This window comes from Streptomyces sp. AJS327, assembly GCF_013450295.1.
In the GTDB taxonomy this organism is placed as follows: Bacteria; Actinomycetota; Actinomycetes; order Streptomycetales; family Streptomycetaceae; genus Streptomyces.
In genome coordinates, this window is sequence record NZ_SKBR01000002.1 from 1,421,040 (window position 1) to 1,443,442 (window position 22,403).

The window sequence follows — 22,403 nt, forward strand, 5'->3', positions numbered from 1 at the left end:
GTACTTGCAGCGCCGCCTGGCGGTACGGGAGAATGCCCCGGAGTTCCCGGGGAGCCCGATTTTCCGGTGAACTCCCGGAGCTGGACTGCCCGTTCCCGCCCACTGGAGCAGTAGTGACCTCACACGGTGCCGAAGGGCCCAGCGCCTCGGACATGACGGACGCCGAGGAGGAGGTGGCCGGGCCGGACTGGGAACACCCCCTCACCCGGCTCATGCTCCTGCTGGAGATCGCCGGAGCCCCGTCGCTGCTCAACGCCGCCGCGACCCAGGCGCAGCCACCCCCCGCGCCCGGCCCCGGGGCCTGACGCGTACCAGTCCGCCCCGGGCACCCCCTCAGCCCGGTGGACCCAGGGGCCCGCTCGCTCCCCTCGGAGCGGGCCCCACCCACCAGGGCGGCCCCTCCGCGAGACCCCGCTCCGGGTTACCTCCGCCCCAACTCCCCTCCCTCTCCCGGGCGTTCACGCGCGCCCGGAGCATGTCCGGGTCATGTCCGGTCCGCGCCGGGTGCGCGTCCGGAGCCCCGTGTCCGTTCGGCCTGGCCTCGGGGACGGGGGTGCGCTCTGCCCTGAGCGAATCTGCCACCAGCCGAGTTCGCCCTGTTCGGCGGTGGTTCGGGTCGAGGGTGGGAGGACGCGGCCGGCGCGGCCGTGTCCGAGAGAGGGAGGATCGATGACTCGACTCAGCACCGCTCCGGGGCTCGCCCCGGCCCCCCGCGCGAGTGAGGAGGAGACCCCGCCGTCGCGCTACGACGACCAGCTGATGGAACAGTTGCGGACGCAGCGCATCATCTTCCTCGGCACGCAGGTGGACGAGGTGTCGGCGAACCGGGTCTGTGCCCAGTTGCTGCTGCTGTCGGCGGAGAACCAGCGGGCCGACATCAGCCTCTACATCAACAGTCCGGGTGGCTCGGTGACGGCGGGGCTGGCGATCTACGACACCATGCGGCTAATACCGAACGAAGTGTCCACCCTGGTCATGGGGTTCGCGGGCAGCATGGGGCAGTTCCTGCTGACGGTGGGGGAGCCGGGCAAGCGGTACGCGCTGCCGAACGCCCGCATCATGATGCACCAGCCCACGGCCGGTATCGGGGGGTCGGCGGCCGACATCGCGATCCAGGCCGAGAACCTGGAGTTCACCAAGGTGACCATGCGGCGGCTCACCGCGCGGCACACCGGCCAGACCGAGGAGACCATCGCCCGCGACAGCGACCGCGACCGGTGGTTCACGGCCGAACAGGCCCGCGAGTACGGGATGGTCGACCGGGTGGTCGAGACCCTGGAGGACGTACGTCCCGAGGGCACGCGGCGACGGATGGGACTCTGAGATGGGCCAGTACACCATTCCGTCCGTGGTCGAGCGCACCAGGACCGGCGAGCGGGCCGTCGACGTCTACAGTCGGCTGCTGTCCGAGCGCATCATCTTCGTCGGCACCGAGATCGACGACGGGGTGGCGAACGTGGTGATCGCCCAGCTGCTCCACCTGGAGTCCTCGGCGCCCGACTCCGAGATCTCCCTGTACCTCAACTCCCCCGGGGGATCCGTCACGTCGCTCATGGCGATCTACGACACCCTGAGCTTCGTCTCCGCGCCGGTCTCCACCTTCTGCGTCGGCCAGGCCGCCTCGACCGCCGCCGTCCTGCTGGCCGGGGGCGACCCCGGGCGGCGGTACGTGCTGGAGCACGCCCGGGTGCTGCTGGGGCAGCCCGCCAGCTCCGGGGCGCGCGGCACCGTCTCCGACCTGAGCCTCCAGGCCCAGGAGATGCTGCGGATGCGCGGTGAGGTCGAGGAGGTGCTCGCCCGGCACACGGGGCACGACGCGGCGACCCTCCGGGCGGACATGGACCGCGACAAGGTCTTCACCGCCCCGCGAGCGGTGGAGTACGGCCTCGCCGACGAGGTGCTCACCCGCCGGGCACCGGTCCGGGGCTGAGTCAGCACCGTCCGGTCCGTATCCCGGCGGAGCCTCAGGCGGCTATCCGTACCTGGCAGCGTGGCCCGGTGCCTCCCGGGGGAAGGCGCCGGGTCCGCCGAGACACGGCCCGGGCCGGGCGCGACGGGGCGACGGCGGAGTCCGGTTCGGGCCGGGCGGAGGTCTCGGCCCCGCCGGTGCGGGCACGGGGCGCGGGGGCCGGGCGGAGCGCCGCTCCGGCCACCCGGGGTCCGTCCGCCCGTGTGGCGCGGGCGAGTTCGCCGTGTCCCCGGGCCAGCAGGTCGGCCAGTCCGAGTCCGAGCGCCCGCGCGGCGGCGGCCAGTACCTCGGAGGAGGCCTCCTTCCGGCCGCGCTCCAGCTCCGAGAGGTAGGGCATGGAGATCCGGGCGGCCTCGGCGACCTCCTTCAACGTGCGTTCCTGCGCCAGCCGTTCACGGCGCAGGACCTCGCCGACGAGATGGCGCCAGAGCGGTTCGCGGGCTGGCCGCGTGGCCTCCGGCCGCCCCGCCCCGTGGGCGGCGGCCCGGCCCGTTCCGGGGGTGTCCGGCTCGTGGGCGGTGTCCGGCCCGGACCCGGAGTCCCGCCGTGGCGCGGCGTCGCCCTCCGGGGCGACGCTCGGCGACGGGCCGCCGTCCGGCGCGCGGCGCAGCGGAACGACGGGGGCGGGATCGGACGGGTGACTGCTCACATCGGTCAGCGTAGGGAGCCCGGGGCACACGGGGGTAGGGAACAGCGTTCCGCCCTCGGCGAATTCACCCCGCGTCCGGGGCCAGCGGTGCGGCCGGGGAGCCCCGCGAGCCCCACGCGGCAGGCCCTCACCGGGGCCGTGGCAGCGGGCTCCCGTCGCCTGGACCCGCCGTACCGGGCCGGAGGCTGGGGGAGGGGCGGGCGCCGGTCGTGGCCACGGCGTGGGCCCCGGCCCGGCAGCCCGCGGTGGCCGCCGTCCGGGCGTCGGCACCGGCCAGCCGGGCGGCGAGGAAGGCACCGGTGAACGCGTCCCCGGCGCCGGTGGAGTCCACCGCGCGCGCCGCCGTGGCGGGGACCGTGAAGGAGGTGAACTCCTCGCCGCGCGCGCCGCGTTCACACACGACGGCGCCCGCGGGGCCGAGCGTGACGACGGTGGTGCGCGAGTGCCGTTCGGTCAGCCACCGGGCCGCCCGGCGCGGATCGCGCTCCCCGGTGAGCAGCCGTGCCTCGTCGAGGTTGGGCAGCAGGACGTCCACCTCGCCGCAGTCGTCCAGGAACCGCCCGGCTCCCGTCCCGGTGAGGAACCCGGCCGAGGCGGGGTCCACGCTCACACCGAGCCCGCGGGCCCGGGCCCGCTCCAGCGCGAACCGGGCGAGGGAGCGGGCCGGTTCGGCGAACAGCAGGTAGCCGGAGACGTGCAGGTGGCCGGTGCCGTCGAGGAGTTCCTCCGCCCAGTCGCCGGGGGCGAGCCGCAGGGCCGCTCCGCCGTCGGTGACCATGGTGCGCTCCGCCGTCTCGTCCACCAGGGCCACGACGACGGCGGTCGGCAGGGCCGCGTCGACGCGGAGGACGGCGCGGACGCCCGCCTCGCGCAGCGCGGCCCGGTGCCACGCGGCGAAGTCCGCCCCGGCGCTCGCCAGCAGGGTGCTCGGCGCTCCCGAACGCGCCGCCGCGCAGGCCACGTTGGCGCCGGAGCCGCCGGGGAACAGCCGTGTGGTCGCGGCGGTGTCGGTGCCGGGCGCGAGCGGTCCACGGTGCCGGGCCACCACGTCGGTGACGACCTCGCCGACGACCAGCAGCCCGCCGCCGGTCACCCGTCCGCCACCGCGATCCGGGCGCCGAGCCGGACGTTGCCGCGTACCGCCGCGAGGTTCGCCTCCAGCGCGGCGCCTCCGGTGTGCCGCACCAGGTGGTCCAGGAGGAACGGGGTGATCGCCCCGCCGGTGACGCCCGCCCGGTCGCACTCGGCCAGCGCCTCCTCCAGCACCCGGTCGTGCAGCGCCGGGTCCAGCTGCTCCTCCTCCGGGACGGGGTTGGCCACCACAACCGCCGCGGGCTGGCCGTCGAGCAGCCGCCGCGCCCGGACCACCGCGACGACCTGTTCCGGGGAGTCGACCCGCCAGTCCACGGTCTCGCCGGAGCGGCTGAGGTAGAAGCCGGGGAAGGCGTCCGTGCCGTAGCCGAGCAGCGTGACGCCCAGGGTCTCCAGCCGCTGGAGGGTGGCGGGTACGTCCAGGATGGACTTGACGCCCGCGCACACCACGGTCAGCGCGGTGCGGGCGAGAAGGGGGAGGTCGGCCGACTCGTCCTGGACGCGGGTCCAGCCCCGGTGCACCCCGCCGAGGCCGCCGGTCGCGAAGGTACGCAGCCCGGCGCGGGCCGCGAGGAAGGCGGTGCCGGAGACCGTCGTCGCGCCGCTCGCGCCGGTGGCCAGGGCGGGGGCCAGGTCGCGCCGCCCCAGTTTGCGCATCGCGCCGTCCTCGGCCACGCGTTCCAGTTCCTTCGCGGTGAGGCCGACCCGTGCCGTTCCGTCGAGGACCGCGATGGTGGCGGGCACGGCTCCCTCCGCCCGCACCAGCTCCTCCAACTCCCGGGCCACCGCCAGGTTCCGGGGGCGGGGCAGACCGTGCGCGATGATCGTCGACTCCAGCGCGACCACCGGGCGGTTCTCCGCCAGGGCCGTCTCGACTTCCTCCGCCGTCACCACCGTCATGCTCCATGCATGGCGCTCCGGCGGTCTCGTCAAACGTCTGATCGAGGATCAGCGGGCCGCCGGGCCGGGGGTTCCGGAACTGCCCCGTTTGGTGGAGGCGCCGCGCGGAACCCGGCCCGTGCGGCGGACGCCCACCGGGTGACGGGGGCGCGGGCCGTCCGTGGCGGTGGCCGGAGCCGTGGGTGCCCTTCCCAGCGGCGGGGGAGCGCGGAATGGTGGGGGAGCCGGACGGTCCGGGGCGCGCGCGCCGACGGGACGGCGCCGGGGGAGGGCGTGGCCGGCCGGCGCGCCGGACTTCCGGGAGGCGTGTGGTGTGGAGGTTTCACCCCGGGCCACGCGGTGCCGGTGACGGGCTTCCGGCATATGCAGGGCACACTGACCTGGGAACCGGAGGAGCGACAGAGGAGATGACCGGGATGAACCAGCCGCCCGCGCAGTCCGGGAGAAGCCATGTGGTCGTCGGCGTCGACGGCTCGGACCACTCGATGCGGGCGGTGGATCGGGCCGCTGACGAGGCCGACCGCTGGGGCTGCGATCTGGAGGTGCTGTGCGCGGGTGGCTCGCCGAGGATCGCGCCGGGTCCGGTGACGGCCGCGGACATCGAGTACGTGCTGACCTCCGCCCAGGAGGTGGCGGACGCGGCTGCCCAGCGCGCCAGGGATCGGGTGCCCGGGCTGCGGGCGGTCCCCCGGGCCCTGGCCGAACCGGCCGCCGCCGCCCTCGTCCGGGCCAGCGGCAACGCGCGGCTGACGGTCCTCGGCACCCGGGGGCACGGCGGCTTCGCCGGACTGCTGCTCGGCTCGGTCAGCCTCCGGCTGGCCGCCCACTGCCAGGGCCCGCTGATGATCGTGCGGGGTGACGAACCGGACCCCGAGGCCGAGTTGCTGCCCCCGCTGGTGGCGCTCAAGGCGGAGTCGGACGCCGCCGCGGTCCGCTTCGGCTTCGAGGAGGCCCAGCGGCGCCGCTCCGAGCTGCGGGTGCTCTACGCCTGGTCGCATCCGCTGGTCCCGGCCATCGCCCTGCGGCTGCCGCCCCGGACGACGGCTCAGGACCACGAGGCGGCGGCCGCCCTGGTCCGAGAGGCGGTGGAGCCCCTGCGCGGCGACTACCCGGACGTGCCCGTCACCGAGCGGGAGTTGCTCAGTGACTCACCCGCTCCCGCGCTGATCGAGGCGAGCCGGGGAGCGGGCGTGATAGTGCTCGGCGTGCACCGTGGCCACCGTCGGCTGGCCCTCCAACTCGGCCCGGTCGCCCACGCGATACTGCATCACGCGCACTGCCCGGTCGTGGTGGTGCCGAGCGCCTGAACCGCGTCGCCGGACGCGTCGAGGGGGCCGTGGCCAGGCGCCACGGCCCCCTTCGCGTGCGCGGGCCCGGACGTACGGATGACCGCGCGCCCGTCCGGTGGGGAACGGCGCCACCCCCGGTGCCCGGACCGCGCCACCCGGGGTACCGGGCGCCTCCGGCCCCGGGCCACCGGAGCCCGTGTGGCGCCCGTCCGCGGGCGCCCGGGCGGCCCGGCGACCGGACCACCGGGCGACGCGCGGTCCCGTTCGCGGTGGTGACCGGCGTGTGGACGGTGTGCGACCATCTTGCGGCCCGCGCGCCCCGTCGGCCCAGGGAGCACCGTTGGAATCGAACTCGTCCAGATTCACCGCCCCTTCGCCTTCCGAGCCTACCGTCCCCCGCGGCCCCCGCACCCCCGCGCTCTCCCGGACCACCGCCGCGCCCGCCGAGACCGAAGAGACCGGAGAGACCGCGGAGATCGCGGGCCCCAGCGCACCCGCCCCGGACGGGCCCACCCCGGCCCCCGTACCGCACCCGCTCTCCCGCCGCCTGCTGCTGGCGGGCGCCGCCGGAACGGCGCTCACCGCGACCGGGCTGAGCGCGGTCGCCGCCACCCCGGCCGCCGCCGCGCCCGCACCCGCCGCCTCCGGCGAGGGCGCGGCACTCACCTTCCGGGCGGCGACGAACGGCGCCGCCACCCTGCTGCCCTCCGGGGACCGGCTCATCGCCGAGGTGCAGAACACCCTCTGGTCCATCCCCCGGGCGGGGGGCCGGGCCGAACCGCTCACCGAACCCGATCTGGAACCCACCCGGCCGGTGCTCTCCCCGGACGGCCGCCAGCTGGCGGTCTGCGCCTTCCGTGGCGGCGGCTTCCACATCTGGACGCTGCGCCCGGACGGCTCCGGCCTCACCCAGCGCACCAAGGGCCCGTGGGACGACCGGGCGCCCGCCTGGTCGCCGGACGGCAAGCGGATCGCCTTCACCTCCGAACGCGGCGGCGACCCGGTGAAGGGCAGCCCGTACCGGATCTGGGTGCTGGACCCCGTCTCCGGCGACCTCACCCGGCTCACCGGCCTCCCCGGCCAGGACGGTCCCGAACAGGACGGCGACTGGGAGGACTTCGACCCGGTCTGGTCCCCCGACGGGCAGCGGGTGCTGTTCGTCCGGGGCACCGTCACCCCCGGCGGCCCGGACGGTGAGCCGCCGGTGCTGATCTCCCGCACCGTGGCCTCGGTACCGGCCGACGGGGCGGGCGCGGTGCGCGCCGAGTACACCGAGCGGACCGAGGCGAACCTGATGACCCCGGCCGTCTCGCCCGAGGGGCGGCTGGCCGTGCTGCGCGTCACCGGCGGCGAGGTGCCGCGCTGCGCGCTGCTCGTCGAGGGTGCCGAGGTCCCGATCGACGGCGACCTCCAGCCGGTGCCGCCCCGCTGGACCGGCGACGACCAGCTCCTGCTCACCGTCGACGGGCAGTTCAACCTGGTCGAGGCGGGCAGCGGCACCGCCGAACGCGTCCCGTTCACCGCGACGCTGCCCCTCGACCGGCCCGGCGTCTCCGGCCGCGCGGCGAAGGACCGCGCGGCCCGGCTCGTGGACGCCGCCGGGGGCGGCGAGCGGCCGGTGCGCGGGGTGCACCTGCCCGCGCTCTCCCCGGACGGCAGGCGGATCGCGTTCGCCGCGCTGAACGGGATCTGGGTCGGCGAGGTGGCGGGCGGGCGCCCACCGCGCCGCGTGGTGCGCGCCGAGGCCACCCACTACCCGCAGGCGCCGTCCTGGAGCGCCGACGGCCGCAGCCTGCTCTACGCGGACGACCGCTCGGGCCTGCTGGCCGTGCGCAGTCGCCGGATGTCCGACGGGGAGGAGACGGTGCTGGCCGAGGGCGGCCGGATCTTCCCCGCGCTCTCCCCGGACGGCGAGCGCCTCGCCTGCCTCGACATGGACGGCAGCCTGCTCGTCCGCGACCTGCCCGACGGCCGGGAGCGCACCCTGGCCACCGCGCTGGCCGCCGGCGGACTGCCCGGGCGGCCGAGCTGGTCGCCGGACGGCCGCTACCTCGCCTTCTGCGACCGCAACCGGCTCAACCAGCGCTTCCGCGAGGGTTACAACCTCATCCGGGTGGTCGACACGACGACCGGCGACGACCGGCTGCACGCCGTCGCCCCCCATGTCTCGCTCTCCGACCGCTACGACGGCGGGCCCGTCTGGTCCCCGGACGGCCGCTGGATGGCGCTGATCGTCGAGTCCGCGCTCTGGCTGCTGCCGGTCCGCGCCGACGGCGCGCCGGAGGGGAAGGCGCGCCGCCTCACCGACGAGGCCGCCGACCACCCCTCGTGGGCCGGTGACTCCGGCTCGCTGCTCTACCTCTCCTCCGGGAAGCTCCGGCTGATCTCCGTCGACGGGGGGTCGCCGCGTACCGTCCGGATGCCGCTGGACTACCGGACCGCCCGCCCGAAGGACACCGTGGTGCACGCCGGGCGGCTCTGGGACGGCACCGGCGAGAAGGTCCGCGAGGACGTCGACGTGGTGCTGCGCGACGGGCGGATCGCCGAGGTGGTGCCGCACCGCGCGCGGCGGCGGGCCGCCGAGCGGGTCGACGCCTCCGAGTACACCGTGCTGCCGGGGCTGTTCGACAGCCACACCCACCCCTGGCAGAGCAGCTACGGCGGACGGCAGGCGGCGACCCAGCTCGCCTACGGCATCACCACCGCCGTCTCGCTGGGCGGCTTCGCCTACGAGCAGGCCCGGCTGCGGGAGGCGGTCGCGGCCGGGGAGATGGCCGGGCCCCGGCTGCTGACCACCGGCGAACTGCTGGACGGTGCCCGCGTCGCCTACAGCATGGGACGCGCCCACGGGACGCGGGACGGGCTGCGCCGCACCCTGGAGCGCGGCGCCGCGCTGGACTGGGACTTCGTCAAGACCTACGTCCGCGCGGCGGGCTGGATCATGAGTGAGGCCGCGAGCTTCGCGCACGATCGGCTCGGGGTGACCGCCGGAAGCCATCTGTGCAGCCCCGGCGTGCAGTTGGGCCAGGACCTCACCACCCACCTCCAGGCCACCCAGCGGTTGGAGTACGGGCACGCGACCAGCGCCTCCGGCCGGGCCTACCAGGACGTCACCGAGATCTACACCCGTCCCGGCGACTTCCACCTGGTCGCCACCCCCTTCACGGCCGAGTCGCTGGTGGGCGACGACCCCGCGCTCGCCCGCGATCCCCGGGTGACGCGGCTGATGCCGCCGTGGGACGGCGAGGCCGTCGCCGAGGCCGCCAAACAGCCCCCGACCCCAGGCCAACGGGCGGCGCTGGAGCGGGAGATGGACGTCTACCGCGGGGTGCTCGCGGACGGTGGGCTGATCGCGCTCGGGACGGACGCGCCGCTCGTGCCGGTGGGCCTCCACCTCCACCTCGCGCTGCGCGCGCTGCACGCCGCGGGAGTTTCCACCGCGCGGGCGCTGCGCACGGTCACGGTGCTGCCCGCGCGGGCGTTCGGCTTCGAACGGGACCTGGGCACCGTGGAGCAGGGCAAGCTGGCCGACCTCACCCTGGTGGACGGCGACCCCTTCCGCGACATCAACGCGCTCATCCGGACGGTCGCGGTGGTGCGCGGCGGCAGTCTCTACCGGCAGCGCGAGCTGATCGAGGCGTTCCCCGACGAGCCGGACGGCGGTGTCCCGGCCCCGCGTGGCGCGGCGGGCGAGGCGCGTCAACGGGCGGAGCACTGGCGCCGGGTCGCCCACCAGTTGCGCCGGGACACCTGCTGCGGCGGCTGACGCGCCGTGCCGGGCGGGTGGAGGAGCCAGCTCCCCCGCCCACCCGGTGGCCTCCGGGCGCGCGCCCCGGGCCCGGGGCGCGGACGGCCGCGGAAAACACGTGGTCTCCGGGGGCGCGCGGACACTAGCCTGGCGCGCCATGAGCACCCTGGAGAGGATCCACGACGTCCCGGTCCTGCTGTGCCCCGCCGAGGGGGAGACCGTCGCCGGTGAGCGGGAGGCCCTGGACCTCATCGGCGACGCCTCGTACCAGGGCGCCGAGTGGGTCGTGCTGCCCGCCGAACGGCTCGGGGCGGACTTCTTCCGGCTGAGGACCCGCGTCGCGGGCGACATCGTCCAGAAGTTCGCCAACTACGGCATGCGGCTGGCGGTCCTGGGCGACATCTCCGCGCACACCGAAGCCAGCGCCGCGCTGCGGGACTTCGTCCGCGAGAGTGACCGGGGGCGGCAGCTCTGGTTCCCCGTCGACCTGGACGACCTCCGCGCCCGCCTGGCGAGCTGACCGCGCCCCCGGCCCCCCGGACGGCGGCACGGGCCGGGGCTCCGCGCCCGCGCCCAGCGGGCGCGCGGGGGCCGCCGCCCGGACAATCGCGGTATGGACCTACCGGTGATGCCCCCCGTCCGGCCCATGCTCGCCAGGACGGCGGAGACCATCCCCCCTGGCATGCAGTACGAGGCGAAGTGGGACGGCTTCCGCGCCCTCGTCTTCCGGGACGGTGCCGAGGTGTGGCTCCAGAGCCGCACGGGCAAGCCGCTCGCCCGCTACTTCCCCGAACTCCTCCCCGCGCTCCGGTCCGAGCTGCCGCGCCGCTGCGTGGTGGACGGCGAGATCGTGGTGGCCCTGGAGGGGCGGCTGGACTTCGAGGCGCTGGCCGCCCGCGTCCACCCGGCCGCCTCCCGGGTGGAGCTGCTGGCGGAGACCACCCCCGCGGCCTTCGTCGCCTTCGACGTGCTGGCCCTGGAGGACACCTCGGCGATGGACGTCCCGCTGCGCGAACGCCGCCGGGTGCTCACCGAGGCGCTGCGCGACACCCGCGACCCGGTCTTCGTGGCCCCGGCCACCGACGATTTGGAGCTGGCCCGGGAGTGGTTCGCGCGCTTCGAGGGCGCCGGGCTGGACGGTGTGCTGGCCAAACCGCACGAACTGCCCTACCGGCCGGGGGAGCGGTTGATGATCAAGGTCAAGCACAGCAGGACGGCGGACTGCGTGGTGGCCGGATACCGCGAACACCGCGCGGGATCGGGCGTCGGCTCGCTGCTGCTCGGCCTCCACGACCGGGAGGGCCGACTCCAGTACGTCGGGGTCTGCTCCGGCTTCACCGCCGCGCGCGGGCGCGAACTGCTCGACGAGCTGGCGCCGCTGCGCACCGGCACGGAGGACCACCCGTGGGCCGCCTGGGAGGAGGAGGGCGCGCACGCCGAGTCCCGGCTGCCGGGCGCGCCGAACCGGTGGAGCGGGACGAAGGACCAGTCGTGGACGCCGCTGCGGCCGGAGCGGGTCTGCGAGGTGGCCTACGACCACATGCAGGGGGACCGCTTCCGGCACACCACGCGGCTGCTCCGCTGGCGTCCGGACCGGGAGCCGCGCGACTGCGGCTACGCCCAGGTGGCGGAGCCGGTCGGGTACGAACTCTCCGAGGTGCTGACCGCGCCCCCGGCCGGCTGAGCCCGGGCGCCGGGACAGGGCGCGGGCGCGGGACGGGTGGCGGGACGGGGGCGAGCGCCGGGGTGTGCGTACGAGCGGCGCGGTGCGCGGAATCCTGGAGATCCCAACTGCCCTCTCGGTCACGCCTCTTGACCGTGAACCGACACGCGGTAAAGTCTAGACCAATTCAAGTGGCGAGCGCGAACGAGGCGCCGCCCGCCGACGGCTGTCCCACAGCACCCCAGGACGGCCGTCACGCACCGGCGGCGGCCCTCCCGCGTTGGCCTTCTCCCCGCTCAAACGAGGCCCCGGCGACGGATGTCCGGCGCACCGCGCGCCGTACCCCGACCGGCCGGAGCAGGGGCCTCCCCCGTGAAGGAGTTCGCATGCGCAAGATGATGCATAGGAAGCGGAAACTGGCTGTCATGCTCGGCGCCGCGGTGGCGCCGATCGTCGCCGTCTCCCTTCCCGCCGGCTCGGCGAGCGCGCACGGCTATGTGAACGACCCCGGCAGCCGCCAGGCGCAGTGCGCCGCCGGCACCGTCGAGTGCGGTGACATCAAGTACGAACCGCAGAGCGTCGAGGGGCCCAAGGGCCTGACCAGCTGTAGCGGCGGAAACAGCCGCTTCGCCGAGCTGGACGACGACAGCAAGGGCTGGAAGGTCCACGACGTGGGCAGCTCCACGACCTTCAACTGGACGCTGACCGCCCGGCACTCCACCAGCACCTGGCAGTACTTCGTCGGCGGCCAGAAGGTCGCCGAGTTCGACGACGGCGGGGCCCAGCCGCCCGCCAACGTCTCCCACCAGGTCGACTTCGGTGGCCTGAAGGGTCAGCAGAAGGTCCTGGCGGTGTGGAACGTCGCGGACACCGCGAACGCCTTCTACGCCTGCGTGGACGTCAACATCCGCTGACCCGGGACGTGTTCGGCGGCGCGCTCGCGGCGCCGGACACACCCGACCGGGGCACCCGGAACGTCCGGTCCGCCGGACGGCGCTCCCGGCGCGACGCCGGGAGCGCGTGGGTGGCGGCCTCCGCGTCCCCGGACGGCCGGTCCCTTCCCGGTCACCGGTGACCCGGGCGTCGCGGCCGCACGGTGAAGCCGTGTGCCTCCCGGCGCGGCGGCGGGTCAGTCCCCCGCCGCCGCGCCACCTCCCGGTCGCCCGGCCGGGCCCCCTCGCCCGGTGCCCCGCGCCGGGGATCCACTCCGCTCCCGCCGCCGGTCCCACGCCCCGGCATCAGGCGGTGGGAGCGGTACCCCCGCCGCACGCGACACTCCCAGCACGAGAGGGGGTTTCCGGCCGATCCGCCCCGGTTCCCTCCGGGGCAACGGCCGTGTTCCCCACCGGAGTTCCGGGGAGACCGGCCGCCCCGCGACGCCCGGTCCGCCTCGTCCGGGCGGCCGGAGCAACCCGGAATCCACTCCTCCACCGGCCGGAAGGCCGGATTCCACCGGGGCCGCCCGAGCGCCCGCCGCGCCCCGCCGGTCCGCGGAAGCGGCGGGGATCCCCGTTCCGGGCCGCCCGCCGCTCTGGGCCCCGGCTGGCCGGAAAGTGCTCCCACACCACCCCCTGTAGGCGTCCTCGCCTGTCAAAGGGCCCCTCGCGCAATGTCCGAGAAGGGGAGTGGGCAGACTGTAACCGTGGTGAGATCTTCGCGGTTACGGCATGGGGAGCACGATCATGCGCAACTCTGACCTCACGGGGGTGTGTCCGGACAGCCGGGTTCCGGAGGGGCGGCCGACGGGTCCCGCGGTTCCCCGCATGGTGCTCGGCGCGCGGCTGCGGCGACTCCGGGAGGCCCAGCACATCTCCCGTGAGGAGGCGGGCGGGGCCATCCGCGCCTCCGCGGCCGGAATCAGCAGGCTGGAGCTCGGCCGCGTCGGCGCCTCGCAGCGGGACGTCGCCGACCTGCTGACGATCTACGGGGTGGCGGACGCCGCCGAGCGGGTGCTGCTGCTCGAACTGGCCGCGCAGGCCGGAGCGGCCGGCTGGTGGCGGCGATACGCGGACATCGTGCCCGGCTGGCTGGAGCCCTACCTGAGCCTGGAGCAGTCCGCCAGCGTCATCCGCGGCTACGAGGTGCAGTTCGTCCCCGGGCTGCTCCAGACCCGGGAGTACGCCCGGGCCGTGATCGGCCTCGGACGGCCCGACGTGCCCCCCGAACAGCTCCAGCGCCGTGTCGAGCTGCGCGTGCGGCGGCAGCGCGTCCTCTATGACGCCCAGGGTCCGCGGTTCTGGGCGGTGGTGGACGAGGCGGCGCTGCGCCGCCCGGTCGGCGGGCCGGAGACCATGCGGGCCCAGCTGCGGCACCTGATCGCGGCCTGCTCGCTGCCGCGGGTGTCCCTCCAGGTCATCCCGTTCGACGCGGGGGCGCACGCCGCCGCCGGCGGGCCGATCACGCTGGTCCGGCTGCCCGGGGACGACCTGCCGGACGTCGTCTACCTGGAACAGCTCATCGGCGGCCACTACCCGGACGACGCCGACGACATCGAGTACTACCGGCAGGTCATCGACTATCTGGTGACCGCGGCCCGGCCCCCCGAGGAGACCCCCGGCATCCTGCGGCGGCTGCTGGCGGAGACGGGCGGCGCCCCGGCGGCGGCGGAGGCCGAGCTGTCGGTGGCCCGGAGCGCGGGCGGCGGCTGACCACCCCGCCCGTCCCCGTACGAACCGTCCCCCGGGCGAACTCCCCCAACTCGCTCCGGCACCCGGTTCGGCCCGGGGCGCGGGTGGTGGGTTCAGCCGCGCCGCGCGGGTCGCCGTCCCTGGGAGGGGCCGGGCCCCTCGCGGTGGCCGGCCGCGCCCCGGTGCGCCTCGCGCCACCAGGCGGTGTCCGGCAGGCGAGGCGCGCCGGGCTCGAACGGCTCGCCGGGCCGGGGGACGGCGAGCCGTAGCCCCGCCTCCGCCGCCGCCGGGAGCATCCGCTCCGCGGGCTCCGCCCAGGGGTGCGGTGCCAGGTTGAAGGTGCCCCAGTGGATGGGCAGCAGCGCCCCCTCGGCCCCGCTCAGGTCGAGGTGGCTCCGCACCCCCTCCTCGGGGGTCATGTGGATGTCGGGCCAGAACTCGCTGTAGGCGCCGACCTGGATCATCGTCGCGTCGAACGGGCCGTGGGCCTCGCCGATACCGGCGAAGCCCGGGAAGTACCCGGTGTCGCCGCTGTGGAAGACGCGGTGCCGGGGTCCGGCCACCACCCAGGAGGCCCAGAGCACCCGCTGCGCGTCGCGCGGGCCGCGTCCGCAGAAGTGCCGGGCCGGGGTGGCGGTCAGGCGCAGCCCCGCGAGTTCGGTGGACTCGTGCCAGTCGAGTTCGGTGACGCGCTCCGGCGGTACTCCCCAGCGCTCCAGATGGCCGCCGACCCCCAGGGGGACGACGAACGGCACCGGGCCGCGGGCCAGTTCACGCACGGTGGGCAGGTCGAGGTGGTCGTAGTGGTCGTGGGAGACGACCACCGCGTCCAGCGGGGCGAGTTCGGCCAGCGGCAGCGGGGCCGGGTGGAACCGGCGCGGGCCGAGGAAGGAGAACGGCGAGCACCGTTCGCCCCACACGGGGTCGAACAGCACCCGGCGGCCGTCGAGTTCGGCGAGCACCGTGGAGTGCCCCAGCCAGGTCAGCCGCAACCCGGTGGCCGGGGGGTGGGAGAGGTCGGGGCGGGCGAGCGGGATCGCCCCGCGGGGACCGCGCCCGGCCCGACCCAGCAGCGCCTTGATCATCCGCAGCGGGGAGCCGGTCGGGCGCGGGGCGGCCGGGTCCGGCACCGGATTGCGGAAGTGGCCCGCCTCCCGGTCGTACTGCGGTGACGCGTGGATGCGTGCCAGCCGCTCGCCGGACGGGGCGGCGCCGAAGGCCAGCGGTCGTGGGACGCGCGGACGACTCATGAATCCCTCCCGGTCTCCTGGTGCCGAACGCTTCCGGACCCGCCGGTATTCCGAAACGGCCGCACGGGGGGTCGGCTATTCCGGAACGGCCGCACGGGGGGGTCGGCCTCGCCGGGCCGGGGTGGGGTGCCGGGGGTGTCGGGGTGGGCACGGGGTGGGGCGGTGGTGGTGGGGGTCAGGGGTGTCGGGGTGGGACCTTCGGGATGGGGAGGGTGGGGAGGTGGAGGGCGCCGTAGGCGTGTGGGGGGACGGCGGGGTGGTGGGGTGGTGTGGGGGTGAGGCGTTGGTAGGGGGTGCCGGGGGTGGGGCGGGGGTCGGGGTCGCCGTTGTTGGGCCAGTGGGACATGGCGCGTTCGGCTTGGGCGGTGATGGTGAGGGAGGGGTTGACGCCGAGGTTGGCGGAGACGGCGGAGCCGTCGACGACGGAGATGCCGGGGTGGCCGTGGAGGCGGTGGTAGGGGTCGATGACGCCGTGTTCGGCGTCCTCGCTGATCGGGCAGCCGCCCAGGAAGTGCGCGGTCAGCGGCCGGTTGGTGAGTTCCCCGAGGTTGGTGCCGGGGAAGCCGTTGATGCGCTCGGCGAGCAGCCGGACGGCCTCCGCGCCCTCGGGGATGTGGACGGGGTTGGGCGCGCCGTGTCCCTGCCGGGCGGTGAGCCGTCCCTTGCCGGGGCCCTTGTCCTTCCGGTAGGTGGTGAGCGAGTTGTCGAGGCTCTGCATCACCAGGCCGATGATGGTGCGCTCCGACCACCGGTGGGTGGTGGCGGTGCGCAGGACCAGCAGCGGGTGCCGGAGGTACTGCCCGGCCGCCACCAGCCAGGTGGGCAGCCGCCCGCCCACCCGGTACTGCGGTACGCAGATCAGCGCCATCAGGTTGGAGCCCTTGCCGTACCGCACGTTCTCGATGTGGGTGTTGTCGTTGGGGTGGATGGAGGAGGAGATCGCCACCCCCTTGGTGAAGTCCACCTCGCTGTCCTTCCCCCAGCGCGCGCGGTAGCGGCGGGGGAAGGTCAACGCCCCCACGAGCGCTTCGGAGTTCGTCCGGGTCAGCACGCCCAGCCGGTCGGAGAGCCGGGGCAGGACGCCGCTGTCCCGCATGGCGTGCAGCAGGTTCTGCGTTCCGTGGGTCCCGGCGGCGAGGACGACCTGCCGGGCGCGGAGCGTCCGGGCGCCGCGGGGCAGCCGCCCGGCGCCGGGTGCCCGTCCGAGCCGCCGGCGGGCGCGGCGCCCGCGCCGGGCGTCGGTGGGCACGGTGGTGACGAGGTGCCCGGCGCCGTCCTCGGCCTCGCGCACCTCGATGACGGTGGTCATCGGGTGCACCTCGGCGCCGCCCGCCTCGGCGAGGTACAGGTAGTTCTCCGTCAGGGTGTTCTTCGCGCCGAACCGGCAGCCGGTCATGCAGCTGCCGCACTCGACGCAGGCGGTGCGGTCGGGCCCGGCGCCCCCGAAGTACGGGTCGGGCACGCGGGCGCCGGGTTCCGCGCGGGGCCCGGCCGCCGCCTGGGGCGGCGCTCCCGCCGTGCCGCCCGGGTCGGCGGCGGTGGCGTCCGCGCCGGTCTCGCTGGTGGCGGGGACGGCGTCGCGGCCGTCGCCGAAGAACACGCCGACCGGGGTGAGCCGGAAGGTGTCCGCGACGCCCATCCGCTCGGCGGTGGCCCGCAGATGGGTGTCGGCCTCGGTGGTGGTGGGGTTGGTGCGGACGCCGAGCATCCGCTGGGCCTGCTCGTAGTAGGGCGCCAACTCCTCCTGCCAGTCGGTGATGTGGCCCCACTGCCGGTCCTGGAAGAAGGCGGGCGGCGGGACGTAGAGGGTGTTGGCGTAGCTGAGCGAGCCGCCGCCCACTCCGGCCCCGGCCAGGATCATGACGTTGTCCAGTACGTGGACGCGCTGGATGCCGTAGAGGCCGAGCGCCGGTGCCCACAGGTAGTCCCGCACGCGCATCGAGTTCTTCGGCAGGGTGTCCCGGGTGAACCGGCGGCCCGCCTCCAGCACGCCCACCCGGTAGCCCTTCTCCGTCAGCCGCAGGGCGGTGACGGAGCCGCCGAAGCCGGAGCCGACGACGAGCACGTCGTAGTCGTAGCGCGGTTCCCCGCTGGTGCCGTCGGTGCCGTCCGTGCCGTCGGTGGCGCCGGGTGGCGTCACCGGTCCGGAGGTGTGCTCCGCCATCTCGCTGATCCCCTTCGTCCGGTGCCGGTCAGTCGCCGTAGAGCGCCGCGATCTCGTGCGCGTGGGTCTCCAGCACGGCCGCGCGCTTGACCTTGAGCGAGGGGGTGAGCAGCCCGTTCTCCTCGGTGAACTCGCCGTCGACGATCCGGAAGGCGCGGATGGCCTCAGCGGAGGAGACGATCTCGTTGGCGTAGTCCACGGCGCGCTGTACGTCCGCCACCAGTTCGGGGTCGTCCCGCAGTTCGGACAGCGGGGTGTCCAGCGGTCGTTTGCGGACCGTGAGCCAGTGGCGCAGGGACTCCGGGTCCAGGGTGACGAGCGCCGCGACGTAGCGGCGGCCCTCGCCCACCACCAGGCACTGCATCACCGGGGGACGGCTGCGCAGCCGGTCCTCCAGCGGGGCGGGTGAGACGTTCTTCCCGCCGCTGGTGATCAGGATGTCCTTCTTCCGGCCGACGATGCGCAGGTAGCCGTCCTCGTCGAGTTCGCCGAGGTCGCCGGTGGCGAACCAGCCGTCGTCCAGCACCTCCGCGGTGGCCTCCGGGTTGTTCCAGTAGGAGCCGAACACGATCCCGCCCTTGATCAGCACCTCGCCGTCCTCCGCGACGCGCACCGAGGTGCCGGGGACGGGCCGCCCGACGGTGCCGGGCCGGGGGCTGAGCGGCGGGGTGATGGTCGCGGCCGCGGTCGTCTCGGTGAGCCCGTAGCCCTCGTAGATGACGATGCCGGCGGCGGCGAAGAACAGGTTCAGCGAGCGGTCCAGCGGGGAGCCGCCGCTGATGGCGTACCGGAGGTCGCCGCCCAGCTCCCTGCGGACGCGCCGGAACACCAGCAGGTCGTAGAGGGCCCAGGCCAGGTAGAGGCCGACGCCGGGGCCCGGGCCCCGGCCGAGGAACCGGTCCAGGTACGCCTCGCCGAACCGCACCCCGATGCGGTGCGCGCGGTCGAAGGAGGAACCGCGTCCCATCTTCTCGGCGGTCTCCCGACCGGTGTCGTGGATCTTCTCGAAGAGGTACGGGACGCCCACCACGAACGTCGGCTTGAAGGCCCGGAGTTCGGGCCGCAGCTCGTCCGGCTTGATACTCGGGCAGTGCCCGAGGGGGATGCGGGCGCTGAGGCAGGCGATCTGGATGGTGCGGCCCAGGATGTGCGCCAGGGGCAGGAAGAGCAGGGTCGACGCGGCCTGCCCGGTGACCTCCTTGAAGATCGGGTGCAGCAGTTCGACGGTGTTGACCGCCTCGGCGCGCAGGTTCGCGTGGGTCAGCACGCAGCCCTTCGGCCGGCCGGTGGTGCCGGAGGTGTAGCAGATCGTCGCGATGGTCTCCGGGGTGAGCGCCGCGCGGCGCTTGGTCACCTCGTCCTCCGGGACGTCCGCGCCGAGCGCGGTCAGTTCGGCTACCGCGCCCTCGTCGACCTGCCAGAGTCGGGGCGCCTCGGGGAGGGCGGCGCTCGCCGCCCGGGCGGTCGCCGCGTTCTCCGGGGTCTCCACGACGAGGTCGGTGGCGCCGGAGTCGGTGAGGATCCACTCGATCTGGCCAGCGGAGGAGGTCGCGTAGACGGGTACCGTCTGCCCGCCCGCCGCCCAGATGGCGAAGTCCAGCACGCACCACTCGTAGCGGGTGCGGCACATCAGGGCGACCCGTCCGCCCGGTTCGAGCCCCGCGGCCACCAGCCCGCGGGCGACGGCGCTCACCTCCTCCGCGAACCGCCGCGCGGTGACGGGGTGGTAGCCGTCCGGTTCGCGGCGCCGGATGACGACGGCGGAGGGGTCCTCGGCCGCGTTGGTGAAGGGGATGTCGGCTGTCGTCCCCGTGGGGGAGTCGCTCGCCAGGCTGGCGCACCGCGCCTCGCGGATCTTCCCGTCCTCGCGTATCACCTCCACCGGGGCGCGCTCGGCGAGGTCACCGCGCTGCCGTGCGGTCCTGAGGTCCTTCCATACGCCCATGGCTGGCTCCTGTTCGCGACTCGCGGGTGCGGACGGTGCGGATGGTGCGGTCGTGCCGGACGGTGCGGCCCCTCGGCGTGCGGGCAGGGGTGGACGCGGTACGGCGTGGGGGAGCGGCGCCGTACTTACTGCCCAGTCAACTTACGGACGCGTAGCGAAAATTCAATGGGCCGGAGCCATCGAAATGCGCGGCGCGGTGTGGCTTCGGTGAGTCCCCGGGGGGCGTCTGGTGGAGGCTCCCGGAGCGGACGGGTCCCTGAACTCCAGCCGGACGCACGGGACTTGTCGGCGGTCGGGAGGTACCGTAGCTTACTTCCAAGTAAGTTTACTTGGAAGTAAGGAGCGTGCGATGGCCGACGACGTCAGCGGTCTGGCGGACCGGGACTTCGCGAGCGTCACCCCCGACGAGTTCGCGCGGATCGTCAAGGGGCTCTCGACGAAGGAGCTGAACGAGCTGGCACAGGACGCCGCCCTGCGCGACCGGGTGCTGCGCGAGGTGTTCGGGCGCATGGGCCAGCAGTTCCGCCCGGACGCCGGGGCTCGCTGAGCGCCGTCATCCGCTGGAAGGTCACCGGGGTCTCCGAGGCGGTGTACGAGACCGTCATCGAGGACGGCGCCTGCGAGGTCCGCGAGGGGCGTGGCGAGGCGGAGCCGCGCGTCACCCTGGTGCTGGGCGACGCGGACTTCCTCAAGCTGGTCTCCGGCAACTCCAGCCCGGTCACGATGTTCATGACCCGCAAGCTGCGGGTCGTCGGGGACGTGGGCCTGGCCTCCGGACTGCCCCGGCTGTTCGACATCCCGAAGGCCTGAGGAGCGCCGTATGAGTGGGTTCTCCCTCGCGCTCTCCGAGGACCACCGCGACCTGCGCGAGTGGGTCCGCGGTTTCGCCAGCGACGTGGTCCGCCCCGCCGCGGCCGAGTGGGACGAACGGGAGGAGACTCCCTGGCCGATCATCCAGGAGGCGGCCCGGATCGGCCTCTACGGGTTCGAGTCACTGGCCGAGATGTTCGGTGACCCCAGCGGCCTCTCCCTCCAGATCGCCAACGAGGAGCTGTTCTGGGGCGACGCCGGGATCGGCATGTCGCTCTTCGGCACCTCGCTCGCCGTCGCCGGGATCTTCTCGGCCGGGACCCCGGACCAGCTCGCGGAGTGGGTCCCGCAGTGCTTCGGTGACGCGTCCGAGCCGAAGCTCGCCGCCTTCTGCGTCTCCGAACCGGAGGCGGGCTCCGACGTCTCCGCCCTGCGCACCCGGGCCCGCTACGACGAGGCGCGCGACGAGTGGGTGCTCAACGGCCAGAAGGCGTGGATCACCAACGGCGGCATCGCCTCCGTCCACGTCGTCGTCGCCTCCGTCGACCCCGCGCTGGGCGCTCGCGGGCAGGCCGCCTTCCTCGTCCCGCCGGGCACCCGGGGGCTCGAAGGCAACCGGAAGATCCGGAAGTTGGGTCTGCGCGCCTCGCACACCGCCGACGTCTTCCTGGACGAGGTGCGGGTTCCCGGGCACTGCCTGCTCGGCGGCCGGGAGCGGCTGGAGCGGCGCCTGGCCCGCGCCCGGGAGGGCGGCCAGGCCAAGGGGCAGGCCGCGATGGCCACCTTCGAGGTGAGCCGTCCCACGGTGGGCGCCCAGGCGCTCGGCATCGCCCGGGCCGCCTACGAGTACGCGCTGGAGTACGCGGGCGAGCGGGAGGCCTTCGGGCGGCCCATCGTCGAGAACCAGTCCGTCGCCTTCGCCCTGGCCGACCTGCGGACCGAGATCGAGGCGGTCCGGCTGCTCATCTGGCAGGCCGCCTGGATGGCCCGGAACGAGCGCCCCCACACCGCCGGGGAGGGGTCCATGGCGAAGCTCCGTGCGGGTGAACTCGCCGTCCGTGCGGCGGAGAAGGCGGTGCAGATCCTCGGCGGCGCGGGCTACAGCCGGGAGCACCCGGTGGAGCGCATGTACCGGGACGCGAAGATCTACACCATCTTCGAGGGCACCAGCGAGATCCAGCGGCTGGTGATCGCGCGGGCCGTCACCGGCCGCCACATCCGCTGAGCCGGGCGCGGCCGCCCGTCCTCAGGGCGTGCGGCCGATCCCGCAGTAGGCGTCGACGGCGGCGGGCGCCTCCGGGGCACCGTCGGTGCCGAACTCCGGTCGCCAGTCGGTGCATCGGACCACCCCGGGCGGCAGCAGCCGCAGCCCGTCGAAGGCGGCGGCGATCTCCGCCGGGGTGCGCAGGTGGTACGGGACGGCGCGGCTGGCGTTGTACCGCCGCTGGGCCTCGCGCATGTCCGGACTCGTGCTGGTGCCGTCGTAGTACACCAGGAAACTCCCGGACGGCAGCGGGCGCAGCAGCCGCCGCACCAGTCCCAGCGCCTCCCGGTTGCCGGGGACGTGACCGAGCACGCCGAGCAGGAGGAGCGCGACCGGGCGGTCGAGGTCCAGGCTCCGCCCGGCGCCCGTCAGGATCGCCTCGGGCTCCCGCACGTCCCCCTCGACATGGTGGACCGCGCCCCTCGGGGCGCCGGTCAACAGCGCCCGGGCGTGGGCGAGGACGAGCGGGTCGTTGTCGACGTACACGGTGCGGCTGCCGGGCGCGGTGCGCTGGGCGATCTCGTGGGTGTTGTCCACGGTCGGCAGTCCGGAGCCGATGTCGACGAACTGCCGCACCCCCTCCGCGCCCGCGAGGTGCCGCACCGCGCGGTGGAGGAAGTAGCGGGAGGTGCGGGCCACGTCGACGATGCCGGGCGCGGCGGCGGCCATCGCGTCACCCACGACCCGGTCCGCCGCGTAGTGGTCCCGGCCGCCCAGCAGGTAGTTCCACACCCGCGCGGAGTGCGGCACCTCGTGCCCGGACTGTGGCGGTCCACGCCAGCGCCCGGTGGACCGGGTCTCGCCCATGGGATCTCCTGCCGTGCGCTGGACCGGATGACGCGGCCTCCAACGTAGTGCCCGCCCGCGCCGCGCCGCGCGCGCCCGTCCACGCGGCCGCGCGCCCCGCCGGTTCCGGACACCACCCCGCCGGTCCAGGACACACACCACTCGCGAGACGGCCCCACCGCACGGGCACCTGCGAACCCGGCGGCCGGGCCCACCGCACGGTCCCACTCCGGTCCTGGGGCCAACT

General features: G+C 75.0%; 16 protein-coding genes and 2 pseudogenes. 11 read left to right on the top strand and 7 right to left on the bottom strand.

What is annotated here, in order from left to right:
- Positions 1–113 precede the first annotated feature (113 nt).
- The 3 genes from E0L36_RS15735 (at position 114) to E0L36_RS15745 (ending at position 1,930) form a co-directional block, all read left to right on the top strand.
- A complete protein-coding gene (locus E0L36_RS15735) occupies positions 114–305 on the top strand; it encodes a hypothetical protein (RefSeq protein ID WP_180929646.1) in 192 nt (63 codons plus the stop codon).
- Positions 306–669: 364 nt separating this feature from the next.
- On the top strand, positions 670–1,323 hold the full coding sequence (locus E0L36_RS15740; protein ID WP_180929647.1) for a ClpP family protease: 654 nt from the start codon (positions 670–672) through the stop codon (positions 1,321–1,323).
- Position 1,324: 1 nt separating this feature from the next.
- Positions 1,325–1,930: a ClpP family protease gene (locus E0L36_RS15745; protein ID WP_180929648.1), complete on the top strand. Its 606-nt coding sequence runs from the start codon at positions 1,325–1,327 to the stop codon at positions 1,928–1,930.
- Between the two features lie 196 nt (positions 1,931–2,126).
- Here E0L36_RS15745 and E0L36_RS28515 read toward each other — a convergent pair.
- The 3 genes and pseudogenes from E0L36_RS28515 to E0L36_RS15760 form a co-directional block, all read right to left on the bottom strand.
- Positions 2,127–2,579 (bottom strand): annotated as a pseudogene (locus E0L36_RS28515) (helix-turn-helix domain-containing protein); the annotation flags it as partial.
- 166 nt (positions 2,580–2,745) lie between these two features.
- On the bottom strand, positions 2,746–3,711 hold the full coding sequence (locus E0L36_RS15755; RefSeq protein WP_180929649.1) for a carbohydrate kinase family protein: 966 nt from the start codon (positions 3,709–3,711) through the stop codon (positions 2,746–2,748).
- Positions 3,708–4,610: a pseudouridine-5'-phosphate glycosidase gene (locus tag E0L36_RS15760; protein WP_180929650.1), complete on the bottom strand. Its 903-nt coding sequence runs from the start codon at positions 4,608–4,610 to the stop codon at positions 3,708–3,710. The genes E0L36_RS15755 and E0L36_RS15760 overlap by 4 nt, the downstream gene beginning before the upstream one ends.
- A gap of 407 nt (positions 4,611–5,017) precedes the next feature.
- Here E0L36_RS15760 and E0L36_RS15765 point away from each other — a divergent pair, with 407 nt between their 5' ends.
- From E0L36_RS15765 to E0L36_RS15790, 6 genes are all read left to right on the top strand, one after another.
- Positions 5,018–5,917, top strand: a complete 900-nt coding sequence (locus tag E0L36_RS15765; RefSeq protein ID WP_258016176.1) for a universal stress protein — start codon at positions 5,018–5,020, stop codon at positions 5,915–5,917.
- A gap of 457 nt (positions 5,918–6,374) precedes the next feature.
- Positions 6,375–9,665: an amidohydrolase family protein gene (locus tag E0L36_RS15770; RefSeq protein WP_180930042.1), complete on the top strand. Its 3,291-nt coding sequence runs from the start codon at positions 6,375–6,377 to the stop codon at positions 9,663–9,665.
- Positions 9,666–9,804: 139 nt separating this feature from the next.
- Positions 9,805–10,167, top strand: a complete 363-nt coding sequence (locus tag E0L36_RS15775) for a DUF4180 domain-containing protein (protein WP_180929651.1) — start codon at positions 9,805–9,807, stop codon at positions 10,165–10,167.
- Positions 10,168–10,260: 93 nt separating this feature from the next.
- Positions 10,261–11,331 (top strand): ATP-dependent DNA ligase, encoded by a 1,071-nt coding sequence (locus E0L36_RS15780; protein WP_180929652.1) that lies wholly within the window; start codon positions 10,261–10,263, stop codon positions 11,329–11,331.
- 377 nt (positions 11,332–11,708) lie between these two features.
- A complete protein-coding gene (locus E0L36_RS15785; RefSeq protein WP_180930043.1) occupies positions 11,709–12,224 on the top strand; it encodes a lytic polysaccharide monooxygenase auxiliary activity family 9 protein in 516 nt (171 codons plus the stop codon).
- Positions 12,225–12,992: 768 nt separating this feature from the next.
- Positions 12,993–13,958: a helix-turn-helix transcriptional regulator gene (locus E0L36_RS15790; protein ID WP_180929653.1), complete on the top strand. Its 966-nt coding sequence runs from the start codon at positions 12,993–12,995 to the stop codon at positions 13,956–13,958.
- A gap of 92 nt (positions 13,959–14,050) precedes the next feature.
- Here the strand turns inward: E0L36_RS15790 and E0L36_RS15795 are convergent, their stop codons facing one another.
- The 3 genes from E0L36_RS15795 to E0L36_RS15805 form a co-directional block, all read right to left on the bottom strand.
- Positions 14,051–15,187 (bottom strand): MBL fold metallo-hydrolase, encoded by a 1,137-nt coding sequence (locus E0L36_RS15795; RefSeq protein ID WP_180929654.1) that lies wholly within the window; start codon positions 15,185–15,187, stop codon positions 14,051–14,053.
- Positions 15,188–15,362: 175 nt separating this feature from the next.
- Positions 15,363–17,351, bottom strand: a complete 1,989-nt coding sequence (locus E0L36_RS15800) for a GMC family oxidoreductase (protein WP_180929655.1) — start codon at positions 17,349–17,351, stop codon at positions 15,363–15,365.
- Between the two features lie 28 nt (positions 17,352–17,379).
- Positions 17,380–19,296 (bottom strand): long-chain fatty acid--CoA ligase, encoded by a 1,917-nt coding sequence (locus E0L36_RS15805; RefSeq protein ID WP_180929656.1) that lies wholly within the window; start codon positions 19,294–19,296, stop codon positions 17,380–17,382.
- Positions 19,297–19,645: 349 nt separating this feature from the next.
- On the opposite strand from E0L36_RS15805, the pseudogene E0L36_RS15810 reads away from it, so the two are divergent.
- Together E0L36_RS15810 and E0L36_RS15815 are read left to right on the top strand one after the other, a co-directional pair.
- Positions 19,646–20,106, top strand: a pseudogene (locus E0L36_RS15810) (SCP2 sterol-binding domain-containing protein).
- Positions 20,107–20,116: 10 nt separating this feature from the next.
- A complete protein-coding gene (locus tag E0L36_RS15815) occupies positions 20,117–21,331 on the top strand; it encodes an acyl-CoA dehydrogenase family protein (RefSeq protein ID WP_180929657.1) in 1,215 nt (404 codons plus the stop codon).
- A gap of 21 nt (positions 21,332–21,352) precedes the next feature.
- Here E0L36_RS15815 and E0L36_RS15820 read toward each other — a convergent pair whose 3' ends face one another.
- Positions 21,353–22,177 carry an SAM-dependent methyltransferase gene (locus E0L36_RS15820; RefSeq protein WP_180929658.1) on the bottom strand — a complete coding sequence of 275 codons (825 nt, stop codon included), beginning with the start codon at positions 22,175–22,177 and terminating at the stop codon, positions 21,353–21,355.
- Positions 22,178–22,403: the final 226 nt, after the last annotated feature.